The following is a 21,493-nucleotide window of genomic DNA, read 5'->3' as shown; positions in this document are numbered from 1 at the left end:
TCATGAGAAAGCCCATATAAATGGGTAATGTACAAGTTGCTGTAGAAGCATGTTTAATTCGTCTGATCACAGATACTTTATAAAGTATTTTAATACTTTTTTGAATCCGTCAATGCGTAAGTCCTATCTTTCTTAAAAGCGAAGTGAATAATATGATGGGATTAAACTAGAAAAGATTGCTCAGCAAGTATAGAAAAGCCTATCTGACCCAGGACTCGTGATTATTTCCTTCCAAAACATATGTATTTTTCTTCTTTCTTTAAAAATCCAGACGCTTCTTATAATTTATAAAATGCTTTCGCATTCTCATAAAAAACTGGCTTTAACGCGTTTTCATCATAGTCCTGCACAATATCGCTAAAAGCATCAATGATATTCACGAGTGAGCTGCTGACACTGTCCATTGGAAAGTTGGAGGCAAACATCAGGCGTTCAGAACCAAAGCAATCTAAGGTATGCTGAATCAGGGGAGCTGCACGTTCCAATAATTCCTGTTTAGTTGCCAGCCGTTTCTGCTGATGAAAATCATGACCCAGCACCGGCATAAACAGGCCAGACATTTTAGTCGATACATTTCTGCACTCGGACAGTTCAGCCAGTTGATCTTGCCAACTTGAAAATATCTGGGCACGATCTTGTTCGGTCTTGCCTGTAGCTTTGCCCACCTTGCCAAATAAGCCGGCAGGCGTACCGAGGTGATCTAGTACGATGGGTGTGTCCGGAAAGGCTTTGGCCAGTGCAGTCACATCCGCAATCTGGCTCGAATAGACCCAGGCATGAATCCCTTTGTCTGGATGTACCGCAGCCATTTTACGGATGCCGCGAAATTTTGGAGAAGCTTCGCGATGCAATTGAATCAATTGCTTAAAGTTTTTCTGCCGCGGATCCGCCGTAGCGACAATGCCACCGAGCTGGATATTATGCTGATCAAAAGGAAGTCCGGCCACAAAACGGGTTTCATCAACCACGCCTGTACCTTTCTGATCATGCCAGCTGGCTTCAACATGCACAATTTGTTCGACTTCATAATGCCCTAGATCTTTGTTGTAGTTCGCAGGCAGATAAGGGGCGGTCAGATGCTCGGTCAGGCCAATGGTCTCAATCACATCTTTAGGTTTGAGCAGCCGCACCATTTTGTCCAGTAATTTAGGATATTTGCCAAACAGTTTTACGGCAAATGCTGCTGCGTGTGGGGTGTTGTACGGATCCCATTGGTGAATATGTGGGTCAATGATGGGAAAGGGAAGCTGCTGCATAGGATGTCTTGTTTTAGTGTATTTATTATTCAATTTATATGGGGCTAAAATCAGTTCGAAGTCAAGATGATAAATTACAGCAAATAAAAAAGCCCCGAGGGGCTTTTCGTATTTTAATCAATGATCGTGCTTGTGATCATGGTTATGCTTGTTGGCATGAAACTCTTCATTGTGACGGAAACGCAAATAGTTTTCGAACTGTTCACAGTATTCATCATAGTTATCTTCCAGCATCATTTGGAATTGCTGCATAATATAAGACATCACCTGATCTTTGGCATCGCGCATTTCGTTGCCATCTTTAAAGTTATTCGCTGCCACCCAGGTATTGAAACGGGCAGTACCAAATAACATGGCTGCACTGACTTGACCGCGCTTATCACTCGGTTTTTCCTGCGAGCCTTTTTCTACGCGACAAAACTCGTTGGCTTGTTGAATAAATTCATCAGCACGTTCAAAGAATGCCGCATTTAACGCTTCTTCTTCGGTTACATCGGTTGCTTCAATCTTTTGAACCATGAATTTTTCCTGACCATCATAAAATCTTAATGGCTAATTATAGGCAAAGCCTTGCAGAAACTAAACCTTTGCCTTAATCTAAAAATAGCCTAAGCATATAAAAGTGAATGCCATGCAGGATGCGATTGCGGTACAAAGTCTGAAAAGTGATATTGCCTTATTGCGCCAGAATATCTGGCCACCAGCAAATCTGGCCAATGTCGAAGGTCTGCCGATTTATTATGGAACCAAATCGCAGGTCGAAGAATATTACACCCAGTGGCTTGGTCTGATTGAAAGGGCGCAGGATCTGTTCCAACCTTTCATGGACGATGAAACCCTAGATGCTATCCATCTTCCCAGTCATTTAAACTTGCCGCTGTTTTATTTTCATGTTGACCGAATCAGGCTAAATAAAACCCGGGCCAAAGAATCTAAAACTTTTCGTGGTGTGGCCAGCCTGATTGAAAAATGCGGGCAGTTTGAACCTGAGCAGGTTGCAGCCATGCGACACTGGCTCGACAGTGACGATACCGCGGCTTTGGTGGCACACCGCGAATTTGTAGACTTACGTACTTATGTGTTTCAGCATGGTCAAAGTGAATATACACGTACCCGTTTTTATGTGAATGGTATCGTGCTGAGTGTCGAGCCACATTTTGAGCTGATCGATGCCCGTGATAAACCACGTAAGCAACGCAGTGATAGTTATAATGACCCTCTGGCCGATAATAATACCTGGAAAGTGTTTGGTAAATATCGCTAGCCCGGTTTTACCAGAAGGGTTTGGTATTTTCAGCAAACTGCTGTAAACGCTCGGCTGCTTCACTCGACAAACGCTGCTGTTCCGCGCTTATCCAACCCAGCACAAACCAGGCTTTGCTATTTTGCTTGACATACGGTCTAAACAGTTCGTCTGCCACAAATAGGTCGTTATAATGCCCCAAGCTTTCCTGTAAGGGTTTTAGGGCTTTCAGATAAGTTTTCACATCCTTTTCAGGAAATAAGCTCTGTAAAAATTCTACGTTATAGCGCAAGCGTTTCACCCGTTTACGCGTGCGATGCCGCGATTCAATATCCAGTTCCTGATAGTTTTCGGCATCCTGACAAATTTGCTGATGTAACTTGCTCAAACCTTTACACAAAATTTTATGCGAAGATTTGGCTTTGCTATGCGTTTTTTCCTGACTAAAGCTGAGTAGTTGCAGTATCAAGTCCACTGTAGCTGAATGTCTGAACAGCGCGCTAATATCTGGCTGTTTTTGTCGATGTGGTGGTAATTTTAATAAGGGTGAGCCGGCTTTTTCCAGTTGCGGAATCAGACTTTCTGCAAGGGCATCGCGATCTCGGGTAGAACCCAGTTGCTGAAAAATATCTCGCAGCTGTTCCGGCCATTCTGGCTGTACATGTTCAGTCACAGACTGAAAAATTTTAAAGGCACTGCGTAAGCGCCGGATCGCGACACGTGCCTGATGCACATGATCGCTGTTATAATGATCAGCGGCAATCGCAGTTGCATTCGGAAAAAGATGAGCCAGACAGTTGGCTACGATTTTCTTTAAAATAGTAGCAATCTGATCTTTCTGCTCAAGTTCTAATGGCAGCTGATGCTGCACAGGCAGACTTTCTTCACCCTGTAATAGGGCATAACCGCGTTCCGATTTACTCCGCGTATCCAGCCATAAATCATAACGTTGAATCCATGGCCGAATGAAATCAATCAATTCGCTCAATTGACCGGATTTTAGCTCAAATTCGACTTCATAAATATCAATGGCTTGATCCTTATGGCGAATTTCCCCTACATCAAAGGCAATCTCAATCTGGCTATTTTGATGTGTTTCGGTCAGTACATAACGCGCGATATCTGTTTCAAATTGCAGAATAAGCGGTATATCCAAATCGCCAAGCGCCTGTTTCAGAATCTTTTTTGCCGGTTTGTGTTTGCGATATAACTGAAAATCACAGCTTTCAGGTGGGCTTTTTAATGTATGTTCAAGTTCAAAACGTTCAAATTGCTGCTCAGTAGGTGCTTTCAGGGTTTGAATCCATTGCTGGTCTTCTAGACGTTGTCGCAAGGCGATTTGATGTTGTTGGAGTTGTTGTGCTTCAGTATCGAAGTAGCGCGCACATAAACGATGCCGAGTCGGCTGAAGCTTCTGGAAGTCCTGTTCAAATTGTGCACGTGACGGTGACGGAATCTGGAATTTAAGCTCTATTTCTGCCATCGGGTCATTCCTTCTCGATGTAGGTTATACAGAGCAATATAGCTCAAAGATTAGCCATGGTGTGATGTGCTTCTGCAACAAAAAAAGCACGCCGTAGAGGGAGCGTGCTTTAAAATATTCTTAAAGATATTTATTTGAGGAATTTACGGCTCACCAGGAACTGTTCTGTCGCCTCAAGCAGTTTCTGGGCATAGACTTCCTGTTTAGCAGTCAGCCAACCTAATACAAACCAGTCACTCGCTTCCAGTTCAGTTTGCTGAATATACACTGCCGAAGAAGCCAAGGTTTGATATTCACCGGCTGCAAGTTGTGCATCATTCAGTGCTTTGCTGTACTTCTGCAAGTTTTTGACGTCATAGATTGTGGTTAAGATCGGAAAGCTGAATTTGAGTTCCTGAATCCGGCTTGCCAATTGATCCAGACTTTCAAAATTGTTAATTTCAGTCTGGTTCATCTGTTCTTGCAGCACTTTATACTGTTGTTGCAGCGTGGTTTGTGCAGCAGTTTTTAAATCCAGAGCAGCATGTTCATCTTCAGTTAAACTAAAAGTCAATAACTCCAGATAATGATGCACATTTTGCGTTGATTTGACCAGGTTGCCCAGTTTTTCCTGAGCATACAGAATATCTTTACTCAGATTTTCCGCAGTGGTCGGATTTTGCAGGAAGCTGGCCAAGCTGTTTTGCATATGCTGCAAATGTTGTAAATGCTCGAACTGCTGCTTAAAGGCGGCCATTTGATGAGCCCATTTGTCCGAAAGCTGTGGATGCCAGTCTTTAAACAGCAGCAAAGTGAGATATAGCTGATCCAGTGCCAGTTGAGCCTGCTGAATATGTTCCTGCTGTGCAACCTGAGCTGAAATCGCGGCGATATTTGGCAATAAATGTTGCATCTGCTGCGCAATCAGACTGCATAGGGTTTTACCAGCGCTGTCTTTTTTACTGATCTGGAACTCTTTGGCGAAGGTGGCCGGGCTCACGCGTTGTGAGGTGGCCAATAAATTACCAATTTCTGCCTTGCTGCGTACATCGAGCCAGAGCTGATATTTCTTGACCCATTCAAAACTGAATGCCAATAAATTGTGTATCAACCCACTTTTTAGCTCAAACTCGACTTCATGTACCTCTTGTTCAGCATTTCGGGTACGGATCTGCCCAATATCCAGACTGACTTCGATTTGTGTGTCTTGGTATTCAATTACACGCAAGGTGCGGGCAATATCGGTTTCGAATTGCAGTTGTAGCTGATCAGACTGATTGCCGAGCGCATGGCTCAGAATCGCCTGTGCTTCTGGGAACTGGGTATAAATACTTAAATCCAGTTCAGGAGATTCAGTTAATTCCCCCAGATCATGATTATGTTCAAAGCGTTCAATATGGCTTTTACCGGCAGCTTTCAGGGTTTGCACCCAGCGCGTACCTTCCAGACGCTGACGTAGTGCTACCCCGTGCTGGGCCAGTTGACGGTCGGCAGTATCATAATATTTGGCTTGAAGCTGGATCTGTTGAGACTTTTTCGGATCAAGTGCCTTGAGCAGCGCAGTGCGTCGTGCCGCAGGAATCTGGAACTTGAGTTCAACTTCAACCATAATGATTTTCCTATCTGTTTAGTACACGCCAGCATGTACTGATATTTTTCGCTTTAATGAGATGCTGAAAATTCGGCGGGCAATCGCCGCAATTATATTTTTAGATGTATGCGTGGCAGATTGTAACCAAAATCAAAATGCATGTAAGACTTGACCTGCATATAAAAATATTGAACAGGAATTTAAATATTGGCTTTGAGCTGTTAATAGGGTTGCAAAGCGAGAGGAATTGCGGCTTTGCTTGGAAAATATCTAAGAATATTCGAGCAAATCAAGAGACTGTTAATTGGCCAAAATATAGGCTAAGGTAAAAGAAAACATCAGGACGATGAGAAATGAATGTACAAGTACAGCCAGAGAATACCCATGTGATCGCGCATCAACCCCAGATGCCGATTGGCAATTATCATGAGTTTTACCGCTTTTATTTGACCGAACACCGGCATATGGTCAGTCGCCGTTTACATGTCGCAGGTAGCAGTATCGGCCTATATTGTTTTACTCAAGCCATTCGCCAGGGCAAACCGCGATATTTTGCTTATGGTTTGCTTTCGGGCTATGCCTGTGCCTGGATTGGCCATTTTATCTTTGAACGCAACAAACCGGCCAGTTTTAAACAGCCGGTGTATAGCTTTATTTCAGACTGGCGTATGTTTGCGGATGTCCTGCGTGGTCGTCTCAGTCTGCTTGATCGCAAATACGATAAGATTTCAAGTTAAACTCAGGTAACTTTCATCGGATTGTATGGCTAGGGAACATGATCTTTCGATAAAAGACTTGCAAGTCGCCATTTATTATTCTATTAATTGTGTTATATGCTTATTCAGTTTGATGGAATTTGATCAAAAGTTATAGTTTACTGAATAAAACAGTTTTCCAAGCCTGGAGCGACCTTCTCCGGGCTTTTTTTATTTCTCTATTTTTTAGATAAATTTACTGACTTCGTTGCCATTATTGCGTAAATATTCATAGAACAAGTCATGTGGATCATACATAAAGAAAATGATCCTTTCTAGCTTTGAAACGTCTCCCCCACAAACGTATTATTCAAAACTAGAAAGGATCGGGTGTCACCAACACAGGTATTTATTTTTCTGGTTATTTTCTGTGTCTAACGCTATTTAAGTCTTTTCGCGCTAATTGGGCCATCCCTGAAATTGGGTATTTTTTAATCTTTTTGAGTTTAATCTTAAAGAGGCTTAACAATATTGAAAATTTAAAGGTAAAAAAAACCGCTCTTAGAATTTTGCAACTTCTCCACCAAGTTATCTGCAAAATCCTAAAAGCGTTTGTCGGAGGGCGTAAGCATTAACACTTTATTATTTTTGTTATAAAGCGATTAAAACCCATATTTTATAGTCGGTATATCCCTGAAAATGGTGATATTTTAGATTTAACTGGAAAATTGCGCTAAAAAACTGCAAATCTGTTGCTACCCGGTCGCGGAAACAGCAGGACTGCGGCAATTAAACCGAGTTATGCCTATAATAGAGCCATCCTAGCAAGTGGCGAGCAAGATGCGCGGTTTATATTTAATTACCAATGATGATCCCGTAGAACTTTTATTGGCAAAACTGGAAGGCGCAATGGCCAATGGCGGCATTGCAGTATTGCAATATCGCCGTAAAAAAGTCGCCAAACAAGATCAAATTTACGAAATCGAGTATATGAAAGCCATGTGTGCTGAATATGGTGTGCTTTTTGTGATTAATGATGATCTTGAAATGGCCGTTAAATACGGGGTGGGTGTGCATTTGGGTCAGGATGACGGGTCTATTGTCGAGGCAGTTGCACGCTTGCCAAAAAATGTCTTGATTGGTCGTAGCTGTAATAACTCGCTTGAGCTGGCTGAACAGGCCATTGCCGATGGTGCAAACTATGTGGCATTTGGTGCCATCTATGCCACCGACAGTAAACCTGAAGCCGGTAATATTGGTTTGGAAACCTTAAAACTGGCCAAAGAAAAATTGAACGTGCCTTTATGTGCCATTGGCGGTTTAACGGTTGAAAATTCCAAAGAAGTCATTGAGTCAGGTGCGGATTATTGCGCCGTGATTAGTGATATATTGGGCTTACCGATGAATGCCATTCCTGAACGTTTAGATGAATGGTCTGCGCTTTTTCAAGCTACAGCATAGAATTTTTTGATTGATTTAATTTTGAGTCGAGTGCCTTCATGAGCTTATCTCCAAAGCAAGAACAATTGTTCAAACAAGCCAATAAACATATTCCGGGTGGCGTCAACTCACCTGTACGCGCATTTAATGGCGTCGGTGGTACACCGGTCTTTATCGAAAAAGCCCAAGGCGCATATTTGTATGATGTAGACGGAAAACGTTATGTGGACTATGTCGGTTCATGGGGGCCGATGATTCTGGGTCACGCCCATCCTGCGATTATTCAAGCCGTTCAACAGGCCGCAGTTGATGGCTTAAGCTTTGGTGCGCCAACAGTTCATGAAACCACGCTTGCCGATATTATTTGCGAGATCATGCCGTCGATTGAATTGGTACGTATGACCAACTCGGGCACGGAAGCCACCATGACAGCGATTCGTTTAGCGCGCGGTTATACCGGCCGTGACAAGATTGTAAAATTTGAAGGCTGTTATCACGGTCACTCAGACTCGCTTCTTGTAAAAGCAGGTTCGGGCTTGTTAACTAAAGGTGAGGGCGAAGCGACATCTGCGGGTGTGCCAGCTGATTTTGCCAAGCATACCATCACGCTTCCATACAATGACATTGCGACTTTAAAAGAATGCTTTGCCAAGTTTGGTGCTGAAATTGCCGGCGTGATTGTGGAGCCTGTGGCAGGCAACATGAATCTGGTGAAACCAATTGACGGTTTTCTGCAAGCGATTCGTGATGTTTGTGATGAGCATGGTTCAGTCTTTATCATCGACGAAGTGATGACCGGTTTCCGTGTTGGCTTAGGCGGTGCGCAGGCACATTATGGCGTAACTCCGGATTTAACCACATTGGGTAAAATTATTGGTGCAGGTCTACCAGTCGGTGCCTTTGGCGGTAAACGTGAAGTGATGGAATGCATTGCGCCACTGGGTAAAGTGTATCAAGCAGGAACATTGTCGGGTAATCCATTGGCAATGCGTGCCGGGATTGAGATGTTTAAGCATCTTCGTGCTGAAGGTTTCTATGAAAACCTATCTGCGCAGTTGTCAAACCTTCTTGCAGGTTTACAAGCAGCAGCAGACGAGGCGGGCGTACCCTTTAAAACCCAACAGGTCGGTGGGATGTTTGGTCTGTACTTCACCGATCAGGAAGACATCACCAGCTTTGATTCGATGTTGAAATGTGATGTCGATGCTTTTCGTAAATTTTTCCATGGCATGTTGAATCGGGGTGTGAATTTAGCACCTTCTGCATTCGAAGCTGGCTTCTTCTCGGCTGCACACAGCGATGAAGATATTGAATTTACCATTCAGGCTGCGATCGAGACTTTTGCTGAGATGAAAGCTTAAATTTTAATTTTTTTAAAATCCTCCCTCTTGCGAAGCGGTGCTTTTCACCTTTTTAAAGGAGGGAGTTTTATCTGTACAAATAATAAAATTTACTCCTCTTTTCCTTGCGCCATATCTGACTCAGGGTTAGGGGAGATTAAATTCTAAAATTAGGGATATTCATTCATGCAAACCAAACATTATTTGACTCTAAGTGATGCGGAATTTCTATTGGATCACGCCCATCAATATGCAATTCAGAACAGCTTCAATGTCAGTATTGCCTTAGTCGATGAAACGGGCAATTTGCTTGCGATGAAACGTATGGATGGTGCAGCACCGATGACTGCAAATCTGGCCATTGAAAAAGCCAGATGCTCGGCGATGAGTCGTCGTCCATCCAAGCTGTTTGAAGATATTATCAAAGGCGGGCAGATGGGCTTTCTGACTATGGAAAGTTTCTCGGGAATGCTGGAAGGTGGCGAACCGATTCTGTATCAAGGGCAACTGGTAGGTGCGATGGGTGTATCAGGTGTGAAATCATTTGAAGATGCAGAGATTGCGCAGGTGGCGATTAAGAAGTTTTTGGCGCAGCAGAGCTAGACATTATACGCTTGAGAATGTACTTATCTTCTCAAGTCTAAGTTAAAAATAACTATCGGATAAGATAGTGATGCTGTTGTTTAACCATTTCATTATATTCTGTCGAGTTATACAGCTCTAAACAGCTCATTAATATGGCTGGCCTTGCTTGGTTTTTATATACCTCAGTTTTTGCTTTCATAGATTGGTTTATATATTCTTTCAAATTTTTATACGCGGGTTCTTCATATGCACCCTGTTGGAAATACCCGCCCATCGCTAGAGCAGCCTCAGAACTGAGGGATTGATCCTGAGCCCTCGTCAGACAATAACTAAAGCCAAAATTTTTGATATTGAGCTCATCCGCATTTGATATGGATGGAATTAAGTCTTTTGCATAACATGCACTTATCACTAGACAACTAAAAAGTACAGCAATTATTTTCATTATCTTAAATTCCAAAACAGAATATCTGTGGTTCTTAGGCTCGGTGTATCATGAATCAAGTAGCAACTATCTCCACAATCATTTCCATTCCATAAAGTGACATGTCCAGAAGCATCTCCCCAGCCAGAGACTTTGAAAATAATAATTCCTTTTTTTTTCTTTTAATTGTAATGATAAATCCTGGTTATTTTGAGGCTTGAAGGAGAGATCTGCAGTTCCTAAATTTTGTTCAACAAAGCTGATCATCTTGCGAACCCTAAGTAAATAAGGTTTATGATCAGCGCCTCTGACTTTATAACCTCTGGTTGACTGTTTAATTGGCATTCCGCCGTAGTTGAAAGATCTACTTAATCTTAAGGTTATCTCCATAACTCCAATAAATATTATTAATGATCTTTTCTTCTTTTTCTTCAATGTATTTAGTAGCTGTATCTGATATTAATTGATCAATTTTACTTGAGACAATACCATTATTCATAACAGCCAAATCAGAAGTTTTCAGAAATTTTGAACCACAAGTTGATGTGTCTCCTGCCGCAACAATGCTTCTACCCAGGACGACCATAAAGCCTCGATTAGAAGCAAGAGCTTTCGATAGGACATTACATTTAGGACAATAATGTACCATTCCATCCAAATGCACAGCTTTTCCTTCCACCAGAAAGGAAGGGTCGCCAAAAGTAATGATTCCCCCATGATCGGTTTTACAGCCGACTGTTATTAATGCTCTCATTATTATTTGGTTATTATTTTTATTAAAGACCAGGCGGATTCAAGCGGCAAGTGCAACAGTATAAAAACCAGCCATAACTTCACTAGGCGTATACCAACCTAGTGTTTTTCTAGGACGATGGTTGAGTGCAAATTCTATCTGCTCTATTTTTTCGTTTGACACGTCATCAAACGATGATGATTTTGGCAGATATTGCCGGATTAAACCATTCGTATTTTCATTCCTTGCTCGTTGAATAGACTTGTAAGGATCAGCAAAATACGTATCTATGCCGGCATCAGTGATTCTTTTGTGTTCGGAAAATTCCTTACCATTATCAAAAGTAACACTATAAGCATGGCTCATCCGTAAACGATCTAATGCACAAGTAATCGTTTGAGAGGATGCTCTCGTTGGCCCTAAATGAACAATATGTACGTACAGGCTCTTTCGATCAACGAGAGTTAATAAAGCACCTTTATGATGTTTACCAATTACAGTGTCACCTTCGAAATCTCCTAAACGTTGTCGTTGATCAATGACCTGGTCTCGGCAATGAATACTTGTTTTATCAATGATTTGCCCCCTACGATCCGTGTTTTTGTAACCTCGTTTTCGATATTTCTTCTGATGCCTTAAATGTAGGTGGAGTTTACCGCCTTTTGATTTATCTTCATAAATGTACTGGTAAATCCACTCATGTGAAGGTACATCCAGCCAACCGCGTTGTGTTAAAGCGCCTAAAATTTGTTCTGGTGACCAGTCCAAGCCAATCAAGTAATCAATATAAGCGAAGGCAAATGCTGTCATGGGTGATGAAGGACGGTACCGTCTTTGACTTGCAAATTTCGCTGCCTGTTGAGCTCTATATCCACGTTGCCCAGTATTTCTTTTTAATTCACGGTAGATGGTTGATCGTGAACGCCCTAACTCCCGAGCAAGGCTAGCGATTGAACTTTTACTTTTCAAAGTAGCATAAATTTCGTATCTTTCATCTTGAGAAAGTTGGGTGTATTTCTTCATTGTGTGCTTTCCAATTGCGAGTTGAAAAAGTCCAATGATTCTACGAATACACCTAACTTTTTCAACTAACTACAAATGTGTCGCACTTGAGATTTGAATCTGCGCCATAATAACATGACAATATAAAATGAAAGGTTTAGTTTAAAATTCATTTAATCAGTTTGTATATAATGACTGAATGTATCTGAATATAGATACAAGCATTTTTGCTTTTAATTTTTTAAATATAGCCCTGTTGACTTTTAAAGTATTGAGTAACCCTCAATCTGAGTTAGCATATACAGTTACGAAAAAGCCGACTGTCTGAAGCCAAAGAGTCTCCCATGCTGTACCCAATACCCAAAAAAATCCAACTTGCCCCATCTCAAGCCAAATGGCAGCTTGCATCGAACCAATCGGTTTTGGTCTTAGTCGGATTACAAAACTTGCGTATGCAACAGGGCATACAAGAAAGTGCACTCATGGCAAATTTGATTCAACTGACCAATAAAGCCAAAGCACTGGATATTCCCATTGTCGATTTATATGGTGATGACCTGATGCAGGGCATGCAACAGCTTGGTGAATATGCCTCCACGCATCCACAACTGATTTTTGCCGGGCAGGTCACACCGATGCTCAAGCAAATCTTACCGCATTTGATGAGTGTGACGGATCAAATAGGTGTGGTCGATGACGCAATCTTATTGGCCAATCAGGAACAGCATATTCAGTGGATCGAAAATATTTCCAGTCAAGGTGTGCATCACTTAAATACTTATAGTCTGACACGGTTGTGGGATTTAAGTGCGCCCTCAGACTATGTCTTATCAACCAAAGGTATTATGTTGGCTGTGGCAGAACAGCTAGACATAGATGCTCTGGAGATTGATTCCTATGTCGATTTAAGAAATTATGGATTGGACTCTGTAGCCGTGGTGAGTTTGGTCGGTGTATGGCGTGCACATGGTGCCAATATTCGTTATGAAGATGTACGACAGCATGCATCTTTGCATGAATTGGCAGGCTTCATTTTACAATCCTCAGGTTGATACGCTGCGATTGAGCATTTTTATGACCTAAATCGGAAATTTCATCAGCATTTACATAAAAGCGCATTGTAATTATGGGCGAAGCTTTCTATCATGGCCGCCTTGTTTTTCGCGATCAGCCTGGGATTGAACTTTGAGTAATTTTCTAACCGAACATCTGATACATCGTGATGACGATTTCATGGTCATCCACAAACCTGCAGGTTTACTCACAGTTCCCGGGAAAACAGAAGATTTACAAGATTGCCTGATTAACCGATTATTAAAAATAGAACCAAAAACCTTACTGATCCATCGACTGGATCGCGATACTTCCGGCATTCTCGTGTTTGGTCTCACAAAATGGGGACAAAAAACCATTTCCCGCCAGTTTCAGGAACGCCAGACCGACAAAACCTATCAGGCCGTGGTTGCCGGTACACTCGAAGGTGAAGGTAGCATTGAGGTGCCCGTGGTATATGACCCAAGCCGTCCGCCCTTACATATCGTAGATCCCGCACATAACAAGCCGGCCATCACGCATTGGCAGGCGATCGAACACTTTAATATTCAGGAACAAGCCGTGACTCGGGTGAAACTTACGCCAATTACCGGCCGTTCGCATCAGTTGCGTGTGCATATGCAATATCTGGGGCATCCGATTATCGGCGATACCTTATATGCGACACCTGAACAGCAACAGCTCAGCTCGCGTCTACATTTACATGCTGAACGTTTGAGTTTTTATCATCCTCAAACAGATCAGCTGGTCGAATTTTATTGTCCGGCGCCGTTCTAGGAAATACTTCTTGAATCGGCGTGAATTATGCTCACTTTTTAGTGGGCTTTATGTCAAAATACATTGCTTGAAGGTGTGAAATTTTGCTCCAATGACGTTTCGTGATTGAGCCTAATATTCATAATCTTGTACTTAAGATAAAGGTGGAAAAATTGCAGCAATTTGCTATTGGTCAACGTTGGTTATCAGATACTGAAACAGAACTCGGTTTAGGCGTTCTTATTGATGTTGATGAGCGGTCGGTTAGCATTTTATTCCCGAAAAGCGATGAAACTCGCGTCTATGCACGTAGCAATGCACCCTTATCTCGTATCGTATTTAATGTGAAAGATGAATTACAGGATCAGGAAGGAACCAAATGGATTGTAGAATCCGTGGAAGACCGCAATGGCGTGGTGCGTTATCACGTCATTCGTACCCTGGAAGATGGGACTGAAGAACGTAAATCGCTGAATGAAACCCGCATTGGTGCCACCATCCAGCTGTCCAAGCCTCTAGACCGTCTACTGGCCAGTCAGGTCGATTATAAAGAATGGTATGACTTGCGCATTGAAGCGCTGCTGATGCAGGCCAATATGCAAAGCAGTCCACTGCGCGGTTTGGTCGGTTCACGTGTCGGCCTGATTCCGCACCAGTTGTATATTGCGCATGAAGTCGGTCAGCGTTTTGCTCCGCGTGTATTACTGGCCGATGAAGTCGGTCTGGGTAAAACCATCGAAGCGGGTTTGATTATCCATCAACAGCTGAAAACTGGCCGTTCTGAACGCATCTTGATTTTAGTACCAGATTCGCTGCAATATCAGTGGATGATTGAGATGCGCCGTCGTTTCAATCTTGAGTTCTCGTTATTTGATTTGACCCGTACGGCATCCATCAAAGAGCATGATCCTGAACAAAACCCATTCCTGACCGAACAAAAAATTATTGCCTCTGTCGATTTGATGGTCGACCATGAAGATCTGCGTGAACAGGCGCTCGAAGCCGGTTTCGACTTGCTGGTGGTCGATGAAGCACATCATTTGATGTGGAGCGAAGAAGATGGCGGTAATGACCGTTATGATCTGGTCGAAGAACTGGCTGAACATACGCCGGGCGTATTGTTATTGACGGCAACACCGGAACAGCTCGGGGTAGAAAGTCACTTTGCACGCCTGCGTTTACTCGATCCGCAGCGCTTTAACTCGCTGGATCGTTTCCTGGATGAAGAAGCGCAATATCAGCACACCGCTAAAATTGCAGAAGTGTTGATGTCAAATCTGCCACTTGAAGCAGAACATTTGACTGCGATTGAGGCCTTGTTGGGTCATTCAATTGAAGATCATCCTGAGCAGCGTTTCCGTGCCATTCACGAACTTTTAGACCGTCATGGTACCGGTCGTATCCTGTTTCGTAATACGCGTGAAGCCATTCAGGGCTTCCCGGGTCGTGACTGTCAGCCGGCACCATTACCAGCACCGGAACACTGGTCGAAAGATGGTAAGTTGCGTGAGCAAATGTGGCCTGAAGAAGCCCAGCTCGATGGTGCATGGATGGAAGCCGATCCACGCGTGATGTGGCTGATGGAGCGTTTACGTACCGATCTTAAACACAAGAAAGTCTTACTGATTGCGCGTAGCGGGCCAGTGGTTGAAGCGCTGGAAAATGTACTTCGCTTACATGCCGGTATTCGTACCGCGATGTTCCATGAAGGCATGAGCTTGTTAGAGCGTGATCAGGCTGCCGCTTATTTTGCTGAAGATTCGTATGGCGCGCAGATTTTACTTTGTTCGGAAATTGGTTCAGAAGGGCGTAACTTCCAGTTTGCATCTGATTTAATTCTGTTCGATCTTCCTGCCAACCCGGACGTTTTAGAGCAGCGTATTGGCCGTTTAGATCGTATCGGTCAGGAAAACCGGATTCAGATTCATGTGCCTTATCTGGTGGGAACTGCGCAAGAACGTATGTTCCGCTGGTATAACGAAGCTTTAAATATTTTCGGCAATATTTCCCCAACCGCACAAACCTTGCAAGAAAACTTTATTGTTCGCTTGAAAGACTGTCTATTGGCAGACAAAGGTCAAGTGTTTGAAGACCTGCTGGAAGAAGTCAGCGTGCAACGTGAAGCTTTGGAAGCTGAATTGCAGGAAGGTCGTGACCGTTTGCTGGAATACAACTCTTGCCGTCCGGTGGTGGCACAGGAAATTGTCAAGGCACTTGAAGACTATGATGACAATACTACTTTGCCGATCTTCATGAAACGCTTTATGGCGTCCACGAATATTGACTTTGACGAGCAAAGTAACGGTACCGTGATCATCAAGCCAACAGATCAAATGCAGGTTCAAGGTTTGACGCTGGATGAAGAAGGCATCACTGCCACTTTCTATCGTGATCAGGCACAAATCCGCGAAGATGCGCAATACCTGACCCTGGAACATCCATTCACTGAAAGTGTGATGGAAATGATCAATACTCAAGGCTTTGGTAGCACCAACGTTGCGGTATTGAAATCTGCGGCACTGCCACAAGGTTCGGTATTGCTGGAAGTCTGGTTCAAGGTCGATGTGGTTGCACCGAAAGCATTGAACTTGCCATCAAGCCTGCCGCAACAATTGGTTCGTGTGTTATTAAGCGAGAAAGGTCAGGATCTTTCACAAAAAATTGCGCCAGAAATCCTGAAGCCGTATCTACACCATTTAGATGGCAACAGCTGCCGCCAGGTAGTGAAAGCACGTCGTGATGTGATTGAGGCACGTTATCAGCAAGCACTTGAACTGGCACGTAGTGCATTGCCAAACTTCAAGCAGCAAGCCAAAGAAGTGTATGGCAATAAATGGCAATATGAAATTGACCGTCTGACCTATCTGAAACAGTTTAATCCAAGTATCCGTGAAGATGAAATTTCACGTTTACAGAAGTTGCAGAAAGAAGGTCTCAGCCTACTGGATGGTTTATCTGTGACCCCGGAAGCAATCCAGGTGATGGTAGTCGTCAAGCCTTAAGTTTTAAGCAATTAAAAAATGCAGCTTTCGGGCTGCTTTTTTTTATGGCCGAAATTCGGCTTTTATATTGTTTTGGTCGGGGAATACTGGCCTGTCATTTTTCTTGTGTTTAAAATCAGCCTACTGAATAACAAGAACTAAAAAGTATGTCCAAAGCCTTTATTGGTCTGGGAGCCAAAACCACCCACGGTGGTATTGTGGTAGAAGGTGAGCCGTCTTTGATTATGAATGGCATCGCCGTACATTTAAATGGCATGACGCATTATTGTCCCAAATGCCAGACCATGGTCACCGCAATCTCCAGCGATTTATCTATTACTGTCAAAGGACGGGCAATGCTTATCGCAGGGGATAAGACCAGTTGCGGCGCGACTTTTCTAGCCATGCAGCATTTGACGGTATCGCAGAAATAAATCTTAAATTCGTTTAATAAAATAAGAAGAGCTGACTTCAAGGTCATGCTTTGAGCGTTTTGGCACTATCACATGACTTTTCAGATCAGTAAGCTCATCCGATGATTTCAGGATGAATACGCGCTGCGTTTGGAAAATAATGAAACAAGCCCTACATTTTACCCATGCCAATGGCATCCCTGCGGCAACCTATCAGAAATTTCTGGACTGTTTCCAGCCAGAATATGAGGTCAAAGCGATTCCCTTGATTGGCATGAAGTCGCAATATCCGATTACACCAGACTGGCGCTATCTGGTCGATGAAGTCATTGCAGATATCGAGCAGCAATTTCCTCAGCAGCAGGTGGTGGGTCTTGGACATTCCTTTGGTGGTCTGGTGACTTTGATGGCAGCGTATCGACGTCCGGAACTGTTTTCCAAACTGTTAATTATGGATCCGCCATTTATTATTGGAAAAAACAGCGCCATGTTTGAACTGGTTAAAAAGCTGAATCTGAAAAGTATCGATCGCTATACACCTGCAGGAATTACGCTAAAACGCAAGGATCACTGGCCATCGAAACAGGCCGCAGTTGATGCACTCAGATCAAACCGCTTATTTAGCAATTTTGATGAGCAATGTTTTGCTGATTATATCGAGAGTGGCATTCAGCCAGAACCTGAACGCGGTGGGGTGACTTTGAGCATTCCAAAACAGGTAGAAGCGGAGATTTTCCGGACTGTACCGGCATGGTGGTGGCGTACGCCAAGACGACCACCTGAAGTGCCGATTCATCTGATGACTGCAGAGCAGAGCCAGTTTTATCAGCAGGGTTTGCCGCAAGGCATGCACAAGATTTATCAGATCGATTATTCAGTGGTCGAGGGCGGACATATGTTTCCGCTTGAGTATCCGGAAGCGACTGCAAAGGCGGTCAAAGCTCAACTTGTATTGTTGTAATCGTCATAAAAAAGAGACGACTGGTACCACTACTGTTGCACAATTTTAACTAGGCTATAGTTTGAATTGTATGGAGTAATAAAAGCAATTCGATAGTGTTTTTAAATATCTGATATTTATACTTGGATATTGCGCAGCCTCATCTTTCCTTTAAAAGTTTAAATGGATTTGTGCAGGCGCAACCCTACTTTGGAAAGCCCCAAAGTAGGCAAAAGTCTCTTATTACCCATACACGACGTCCTGTCGTGATAGGTAGTGTGTGGCATCCCTGCCACACGCGCGTAACTTAAAGCTAATCACTTTAACTTTGGGACAGTAATCCGTCTAGTGCGTCTCTTTTTATATCATTTTACGCAAATTGGAAAATTAACGCAGCTGCGAATCTTCCAGATGGCGAGCGCCTTCCAGAATCATCCGAATCATGAGCATGGTCTGTTCGGCAATTTCCTGGCGGTCTTCAGCCGGCATGTCAATGACATTGGCCCCCATGTTAAACACCAGTTGAGTAATGGCTTTGGCGGCAATATCGGCATGTAATAACTTTCTATTATTCAGGCGTTCCAGACGAATCAAATCATCCTGCAATTCCTGCTGAAAATAATTTAACTGGCGTTCTACAGCCTGTTTATACGATTTTGAACCGGTATAACCTTCACGCAATAACAGGCTTAAATTGCCTTCATCTGCATCCAGCTGAGCAATAAAAATTTCGACCGAACTACGAATAATACTGCTTTGTCGGGAGGCTTTTAAGCGTGCTTCATGCAGAATCTGACGTAATACAATCCCGGCACGATCAATCAGCTCAATGGCCAGCTCATCAATATCTTTAAAATGACGATAGAAACTGTTTGGCGCAATACCGGCCTCACGTGCGACTTCGCGCAGGCTCAACGATGCAATACTTTTTTGTGGACCAATCAGGTTTAATGCTGCCTGAAACAGTTCTTCTTTGGTAATGGTGGCCTTGCGACCGACACTCCGTACGATAATCGGCTCATCAATGCTTTTCGATTGTAGTAGAGATGCGTCACTGCTTATTTTCATTGAAGGCTCGTTCATCAATAGGTTCATGCATGAATCGTTTGATTATAACCGAGCACGACAGGCTTGTGAAATGAATGGAAACAATACACATGTATATACAAATATATATACATGTGTATAATAATTCAAAACCTCAAGATGATGTCGATAACGATGCATGTACTCCAAAAACTTAAAATGCCGTTGAATGCACTGTCTGACAGTGTCGTCGATCAGCATGCGATTAATTTCTGGATTCAGAAACTCAATCCGATATGGTCGTTGAATCAGCCATTGGGCAAGATTGTGCACAAGGAAAATGCTGCACAGGATATGCTGAGTCTGAAAATTCAAGTGAATCGTTTATTTAAGTTTGGTAAAGCGGGGCAACACCATCCGGTCTATGTGGTGGTGAAGGGCATCCGTTATGAACGTAGCTATAGTTTGACCCATGTAGATGCCCAGCATGTGTTATTGACTGTGAAAAAAGTCCATGCCGGTAAAGTCAGCACCTGGTTTGCAGAGCAGGCGCAAGTGGGTGATGTCATCGAATTTGGTCAGCCTTATGGCGATATGACTGTACCTCAGCAGGCGAGTCCACTGATCTTGCTTGCAGCAGGCAGCGGAATTACCCCAATGCTGAGCATGCTGGAAAGCCTGAGCAAAAAGGGTGAATTATCAACACCAGTGAGCTTGTGGTACTGGGTTAAAAAACATCAAGATGCAGCATTTAAAGCACGTTTCGAAGAACTTGCTCAGAAACATGCAAATTTCTCATTTCATGTTTATGCCACGCAAGAACAAGCTGCGGCAGCTCGTCTGAATGAAACTTATCTGACAGATTTGCAAAATCTGGAAAATAGCACGGTCTATTGCTGCGGCCCGTCAGGTTTTGTATCGACTGCAGAGCAGCTGTTTGCTTCAGCCAAAGAGTTTAAGGGTGAAGCCTTTAGCATGAGTCTGGCGGATCAATCCGATATCGGCTTTATTAATGTCACCCTGACCCAGTCGAAAAAAATTGTCAGTATTCCAAAAGGCCAGTCCATTTTGGTGAGTCTGGAACAACAAAATATCAAACCGACACATGGTTGCCGTATGGGCATTTGTAATAAATGCGCCTGCAATAAAGTGGAAGGTTCGACCAAGAATTTGGTAAACGGCGCACGAAATACTGAGCCAGGTAATCTGCTCAAAATTTGTGTTAACTCAGCGCAGACTGATCTAGTCATCGACCTATAAGCGAGTTTTATCCTATGAATATGCCAGTAAAATTTCAATATTTTAAAAATCCTAAAAACCGTGAATTATCACAAGTAGAACTCGATGAACTTGCACGTGAACTTGATGCGATCAAGCAAGAAGTGCTGGATGATTTAGGTGAAAAAGACGCGAAATATATCCGTCGTGTCTATTCAACCATCCGTTATTCATCAATTGCCGGTCGTGCGCTATTGTTTGCAGGCTGGTTCCCACCAGCATGGTTGCTAGGCACAGGTCTATTAGGCTTTGCCAAAATCATGGAAAACATGGAACTGGGTCACAATGTCATGCATGGTCAGTATGACTGGATGAATGATCCTAAAATGAATGGTCAGATCTATGAATGGGATATCGTAGGTACTTCGGATAACTGGCGTCAAACCCATAACTTTAAACATCATACTTATACCAATATCAAAGGTATGGATGATGATATCGGTTATGGTCTATTGCGTCTGTTCCCAGAACAGCGCTGGAAACCGGGTTATTTATTACAACCGATTTATGCGGTGCCATTCTGTTTGCTGTTCCAGTGGGGCGTGGCCATTCAGAACCTTGAATTGGGTAAATATTTCAAAGGTCGCAAAAGCAAAGAGCAGACCAAAGAAGAATGGCGCCCAATGCAGAACAAAATCGGTAAACAATTGTTTAAAGATTATGTGTTCTTTCCATTGATTGCAGGTCCTGCTGCTTTGCCAGTTTTGACGGGTAATATGGTGGCCAATGGTCTGCGTAATATCTGGACGTTCAGTATTATTTTCTGTGGCCACTTTACCAAAGATGTAGAGGTGTTCCCGAAATCGGTACTGCAAAATGAGAGCCGTGGTCACTGGTATATGCGCCAGATTCGTGGTTCATCTAACCTGACCGGTTCTGAAGCATTCCATATCTTGACGGGTCATTTAAGTCACCAGATTGAACATCATCTGTATCCTGATGTGCCTGCCCGTCGTTACCGCCAAATGGCGCCAAAAGTTCAGGCGGTGTGTGAAAAATATGGTTTGAACTACAACAATGCCAGTCTGGTAAAACAGTATGGCAGCGTCATCAAACGTATTGTGAAATATGCATTTCCGTTTAAGAAATAATATTTCTTAAAGCTAAAAACCACCTTATTTGAGGTGGTTTTTTTATGGATGAAGCTTATATTTAAACAAAAAAGTCTGGATGATTCAGTCATCAGATCTGCCTTAAAAGTATCATTGAGCGACAACTCATCTGTCATTTAAGTGCTTGTTAAAGATTATTATGGCGTATCAATAAAGCGGAAAT

At 43.1% G+C, this 21,493-nt stretch carries 21 protein-coding genes and 1 pseudogene; 12 read left to right on the top strand and 10 right to left on the bottom strand.

The genetic code is table 11. The features are described from left to right. Positions 1-278: 278 nt before the first annotated feature. Both FTU40_RS04010 and FTU40_RS04005 read right to left on the bottom strand, forming a co-directional pair. Positions 279-1,256, bottom strand: a complete 978-nt coding sequence (locus FTU40_RS04010; RefSeq protein ID WP_180039858.1) for an amidohydrolase — start codon at positions 1,254-1,256, stop codon at positions 279-281. 117 nt (positions 1,257-1,373) lie between these two features. Then, on the bottom strand, positions 1,374-1,775 hold the full coding sequence (locus tag FTU40_RS04005) for a DUF3144 domain-containing protein (RefSeq protein WP_005096603.1): 402 nt from the start codon (positions 1,773-1,775) through the stop codon (positions 1,374-1,376). Positions 1,776-1,887: 112 nt separating this feature from the next. On the opposite strand from FTU40_RS04005, the gene FTU40_RS04000 reads away from it, so the two are divergent. After that, positions 1,888-2,520, top strand: coding sequence for a hypothetical protein (locus FTU40_RS04000; RefSeq protein ID WP_100329818.1), 633 nt, complete (start codon positions 1,888-1,890; stop codon positions 2,518-2,520). Positions 2,521-2,527: 7 nt separating this feature from the next. Here the strand turns inward: FTU40_RS04000 and FTU40_RS03995 are convergent, their stop codons facing one another. Both FTU40_RS03995 and FTU40_RS03990 read right to left on the bottom strand, forming a co-directional pair. Continuing rightward, a complete protein-coding gene (locus FTU40_RS03995; RefSeq protein ID WP_180039856.1) occupies positions 2,528-3,982 on the bottom strand; it encodes a CYTH and CHAD domain-containing protein in 1,455 nt (484 codons plus the stop codon). A 130-nt stretch (positions 3,983-4,112) separates the two neighbouring features. After that, positions 4,113-5,570: a CYTH domain-containing protein gene (locus FTU40_RS03990; RefSeq protein ID WP_100329727.1), complete on the bottom strand. Its 1,458-nt coding sequence runs from the start codon at positions 5,568-5,570 to the stop codon at positions 4,113-4,115. A gap of 335 nt (positions 5,571-5,905) precedes the next feature. On the opposite strand from FTU40_RS03990, the gene FTU40_RS03985 reads away from it, so the two are divergent. The 4 genes from FTU40_RS03985 (at position 5,906) to FTU40_RS03970 (ending at position 9,630) form a co-directional block, all read left to right on the top strand. Beyond that, on the top strand, positions 5,906-6,289 hold the full coding sequence (locus FTU40_RS03985; RefSeq protein WP_005171513.1) for a DUF962 domain-containing protein: 384 nt from the start codon (positions 5,906-5,908) through the stop codon (positions 6,287-6,289). Between the two features lie 798 nt (positions 6,290-7,087). After that, positions 7,088-7,708, top strand: a complete 621-nt coding sequence (gene thiE, locus FTU40_RS03980) for a thiamine phosphate synthase (protein WP_005171511.1) — start codon at positions 7,088-7,090, stop codon at positions 7,706-7,708. Positions 7,709-7,746: 38 nt separating this feature from the next. Beyond that, positions 7,747-9,048: a glutamate-1-semialdehyde 2,1-aminomutase gene (gene hemL, locus FTU40_RS03975; RefSeq protein ID WP_180039854.1), complete on the top strand. Its 1,302-nt coding sequence runs from the start codon at positions 7,747-7,749 to the stop codon at positions 9,046-9,048. Between the two features lie 165 nt (positions 9,049-9,213). Next, on the top strand, positions 9,214-9,630 hold the full coding sequence (locus FTU40_RS03970; RefSeq protein WP_100355070.1) for a heme-binding protein: 417 nt from the start codon (positions 9,214-9,216) through the stop codon (positions 9,628-9,630). A gap of 52 nt (positions 9,631-9,682) precedes the next feature. On the opposite strand, the gene FTU40_RS03965 is transcribed toward FTU40_RS03970, so the two are convergent. The 5 genes and pseudogenes from FTU40_RS03965 to FTU40_RS03950 form a co-directional block, all read right to left on the bottom strand. Next, positions 9,683-10,057: a hypothetical protein gene (locus FTU40_RS03965; RefSeq protein ID WP_005171505.1), complete on the bottom strand. Its 375-nt coding sequence runs from the start codon at positions 10,055-10,057 to the stop codon at positions 9,683-9,685. Next, on the bottom strand, positions 10,057-10,197 hold the full coding sequence (locus FTU40_RS15200) for a T6SS effector amidase Tae4 family protein (protein ID WP_373686046.1): 141 nt from the start codon (positions 10,195-10,197) through the stop codon (positions 10,057-10,059). Before FTU40_RS15200 ends, FTU40_RS03965 begins: the two co-directional genes overlap by 1 nt. After that, positions 10,136-10,381 carry a hypothetical protein gene (locus FTU40_RS03960; RefSeq protein ID WP_257223509.1) on the bottom strand — a complete coding sequence of 82 codons (246 nt, stop codon included), beginning with the start codon at positions 10,379-10,381 and terminating at the stop codon, positions 10,136-10,138. Before FTU40_RS03960 ends, FTU40_RS15200 begins: the two co-directional genes overlap by 62 nt. A gap of 142 nt (positions 10,382-10,523) precedes the next feature. Then, positions 10,524-10,790 (bottom strand): annotated as a pseudogene (locus FTU40_RS03955) (PAAR domain-containing protein); the annotation flags it as partial. Positions 10,791-10,829: 39 nt separating this feature from the next. Beyond that, positions 10,830-11,792, bottom strand: coding sequence for an IS30 family transposase (locus FTU40_RS03950; RefSeq protein WP_180039852.1), 963 nt, complete (start codon positions 11,790-11,792; stop codon positions 10,830-10,832). Positions 11,793-12,115: 323 nt separating this feature from the next. Here FTU40_RS03950 and FTU40_RS03945 point away from each other — a divergent pair, with 323 nt between their 5' ends. The 5 genes from FTU40_RS03945 (at position 12,116) to FTU40_RS03925 (ending at position 17,935) form a co-directional block, all read left to right on the top strand. After that, positions 12,116-12,823: a phosphopantetheine-binding protein gene (locus FTU40_RS03945; protein WP_005171498.1), complete on the top strand. Its 708-nt coding sequence runs from the start codon at positions 12,116-12,118 to the stop codon at positions 12,821-12,823. Positions 12,824-12,956: 133 nt separating this feature from the next. Continuing rightward, positions 12,957-13,601 (top strand): RluA family pseudouridine synthase, encoded by a 645-nt coding sequence (locus FTU40_RS03940; RefSeq protein WP_180000869.1) that lies wholly within the window; start codon positions 12,957-12,959, stop codon positions 13,599-13,601. Positions 13,602-13,744: 143 nt separating this feature from the next. Then, positions 13,745-16,582 carry an RNA polymerase-associated protein RapA gene (gene rapA, locus FTU40_RS03935; protein WP_180039850.1) on the top strand — a complete coding sequence of 946 codons (2,838 nt, stop codon included), beginning with the start codon at positions 13,745-13,747 and terminating at the stop codon, positions 16,580-16,582. 146 nt (positions 16,583-16,728) lie between these two features. Further along, positions 16,729-16,995, top strand: coding sequence for a PAAR domain-containing protein (locus tag FTU40_RS03930; RefSeq protein WP_100328728.1), 267 nt, complete (start codon positions 16,729-16,731; stop codon positions 16,993-16,995). A 139-nt stretch (positions 16,996-17,134) separates the two neighbouring features. Continuing rightward, positions 17,135-17,935 (top strand): alpha/beta fold hydrolase, encoded by an 801-nt coding sequence (locus tag FTU40_RS03925; protein ID WP_180039848.1) that lies wholly within the window; start codon positions 17,135-17,137, stop codon positions 17,933-17,935. A gap of 366 nt (positions 17,936-18,301) precedes the next feature. On the opposite strand, the gene fabR is transcribed toward FTU40_RS03925, so the two are convergent. Next, positions 18,302-18,982 (bottom strand): HTH-type transcriptional repressor FabR, encoded by a 681-nt coding sequence (gene fabR / locus FTU40_RS03920; protein WP_005096625.1) that lies wholly within the window; start codon positions 18,980-18,982, stop codon positions 18,302-18,304. A 153-nt stretch (positions 18,983-19,135) separates the two neighbouring features. Here fabR and FTU40_RS03915 point away from each other — a divergent pair, with 153 nt between their 5' ends. Next, positions 19,136-20,200: a flavin reductase family protein gene (locus tag FTU40_RS03915; protein ID WP_034608544.1), complete on the top strand. Its 1,065-nt coding sequence runs from the start codon at positions 19,136-19,138 to the stop codon at positions 20,198-20,200. 14 nt (positions 20,201-20,214) lie between these two features. Then, complete coding sequence (locus FTU40_RS03910; protein WP_180039846.1) at positions 20,215-21,309, top strand: acyl-CoA desaturase; 1,095 nt, start codon at positions 20,215-20,217, stop codon at positions 21,307-21,309. The last annotated feature ends 184 nt before the right edge of the window (positions 21,310-21,493 follow it).

Source organism: Acinetobacter sp. YH12100, from assembly GCF_013419135.1.
GTDB lineage: Bacteria > Pseudomonadota > Gammaproteobacteria > Pseudomonadales > Moraxellaceae > Acinetobacter > Acinetobacter pseudolwoffii.
The sequence above is the reverse complement of the archived record's forward strand: the minus strand, read 5'-3'. Positions and strand labels throughout refer to the sequence as shown.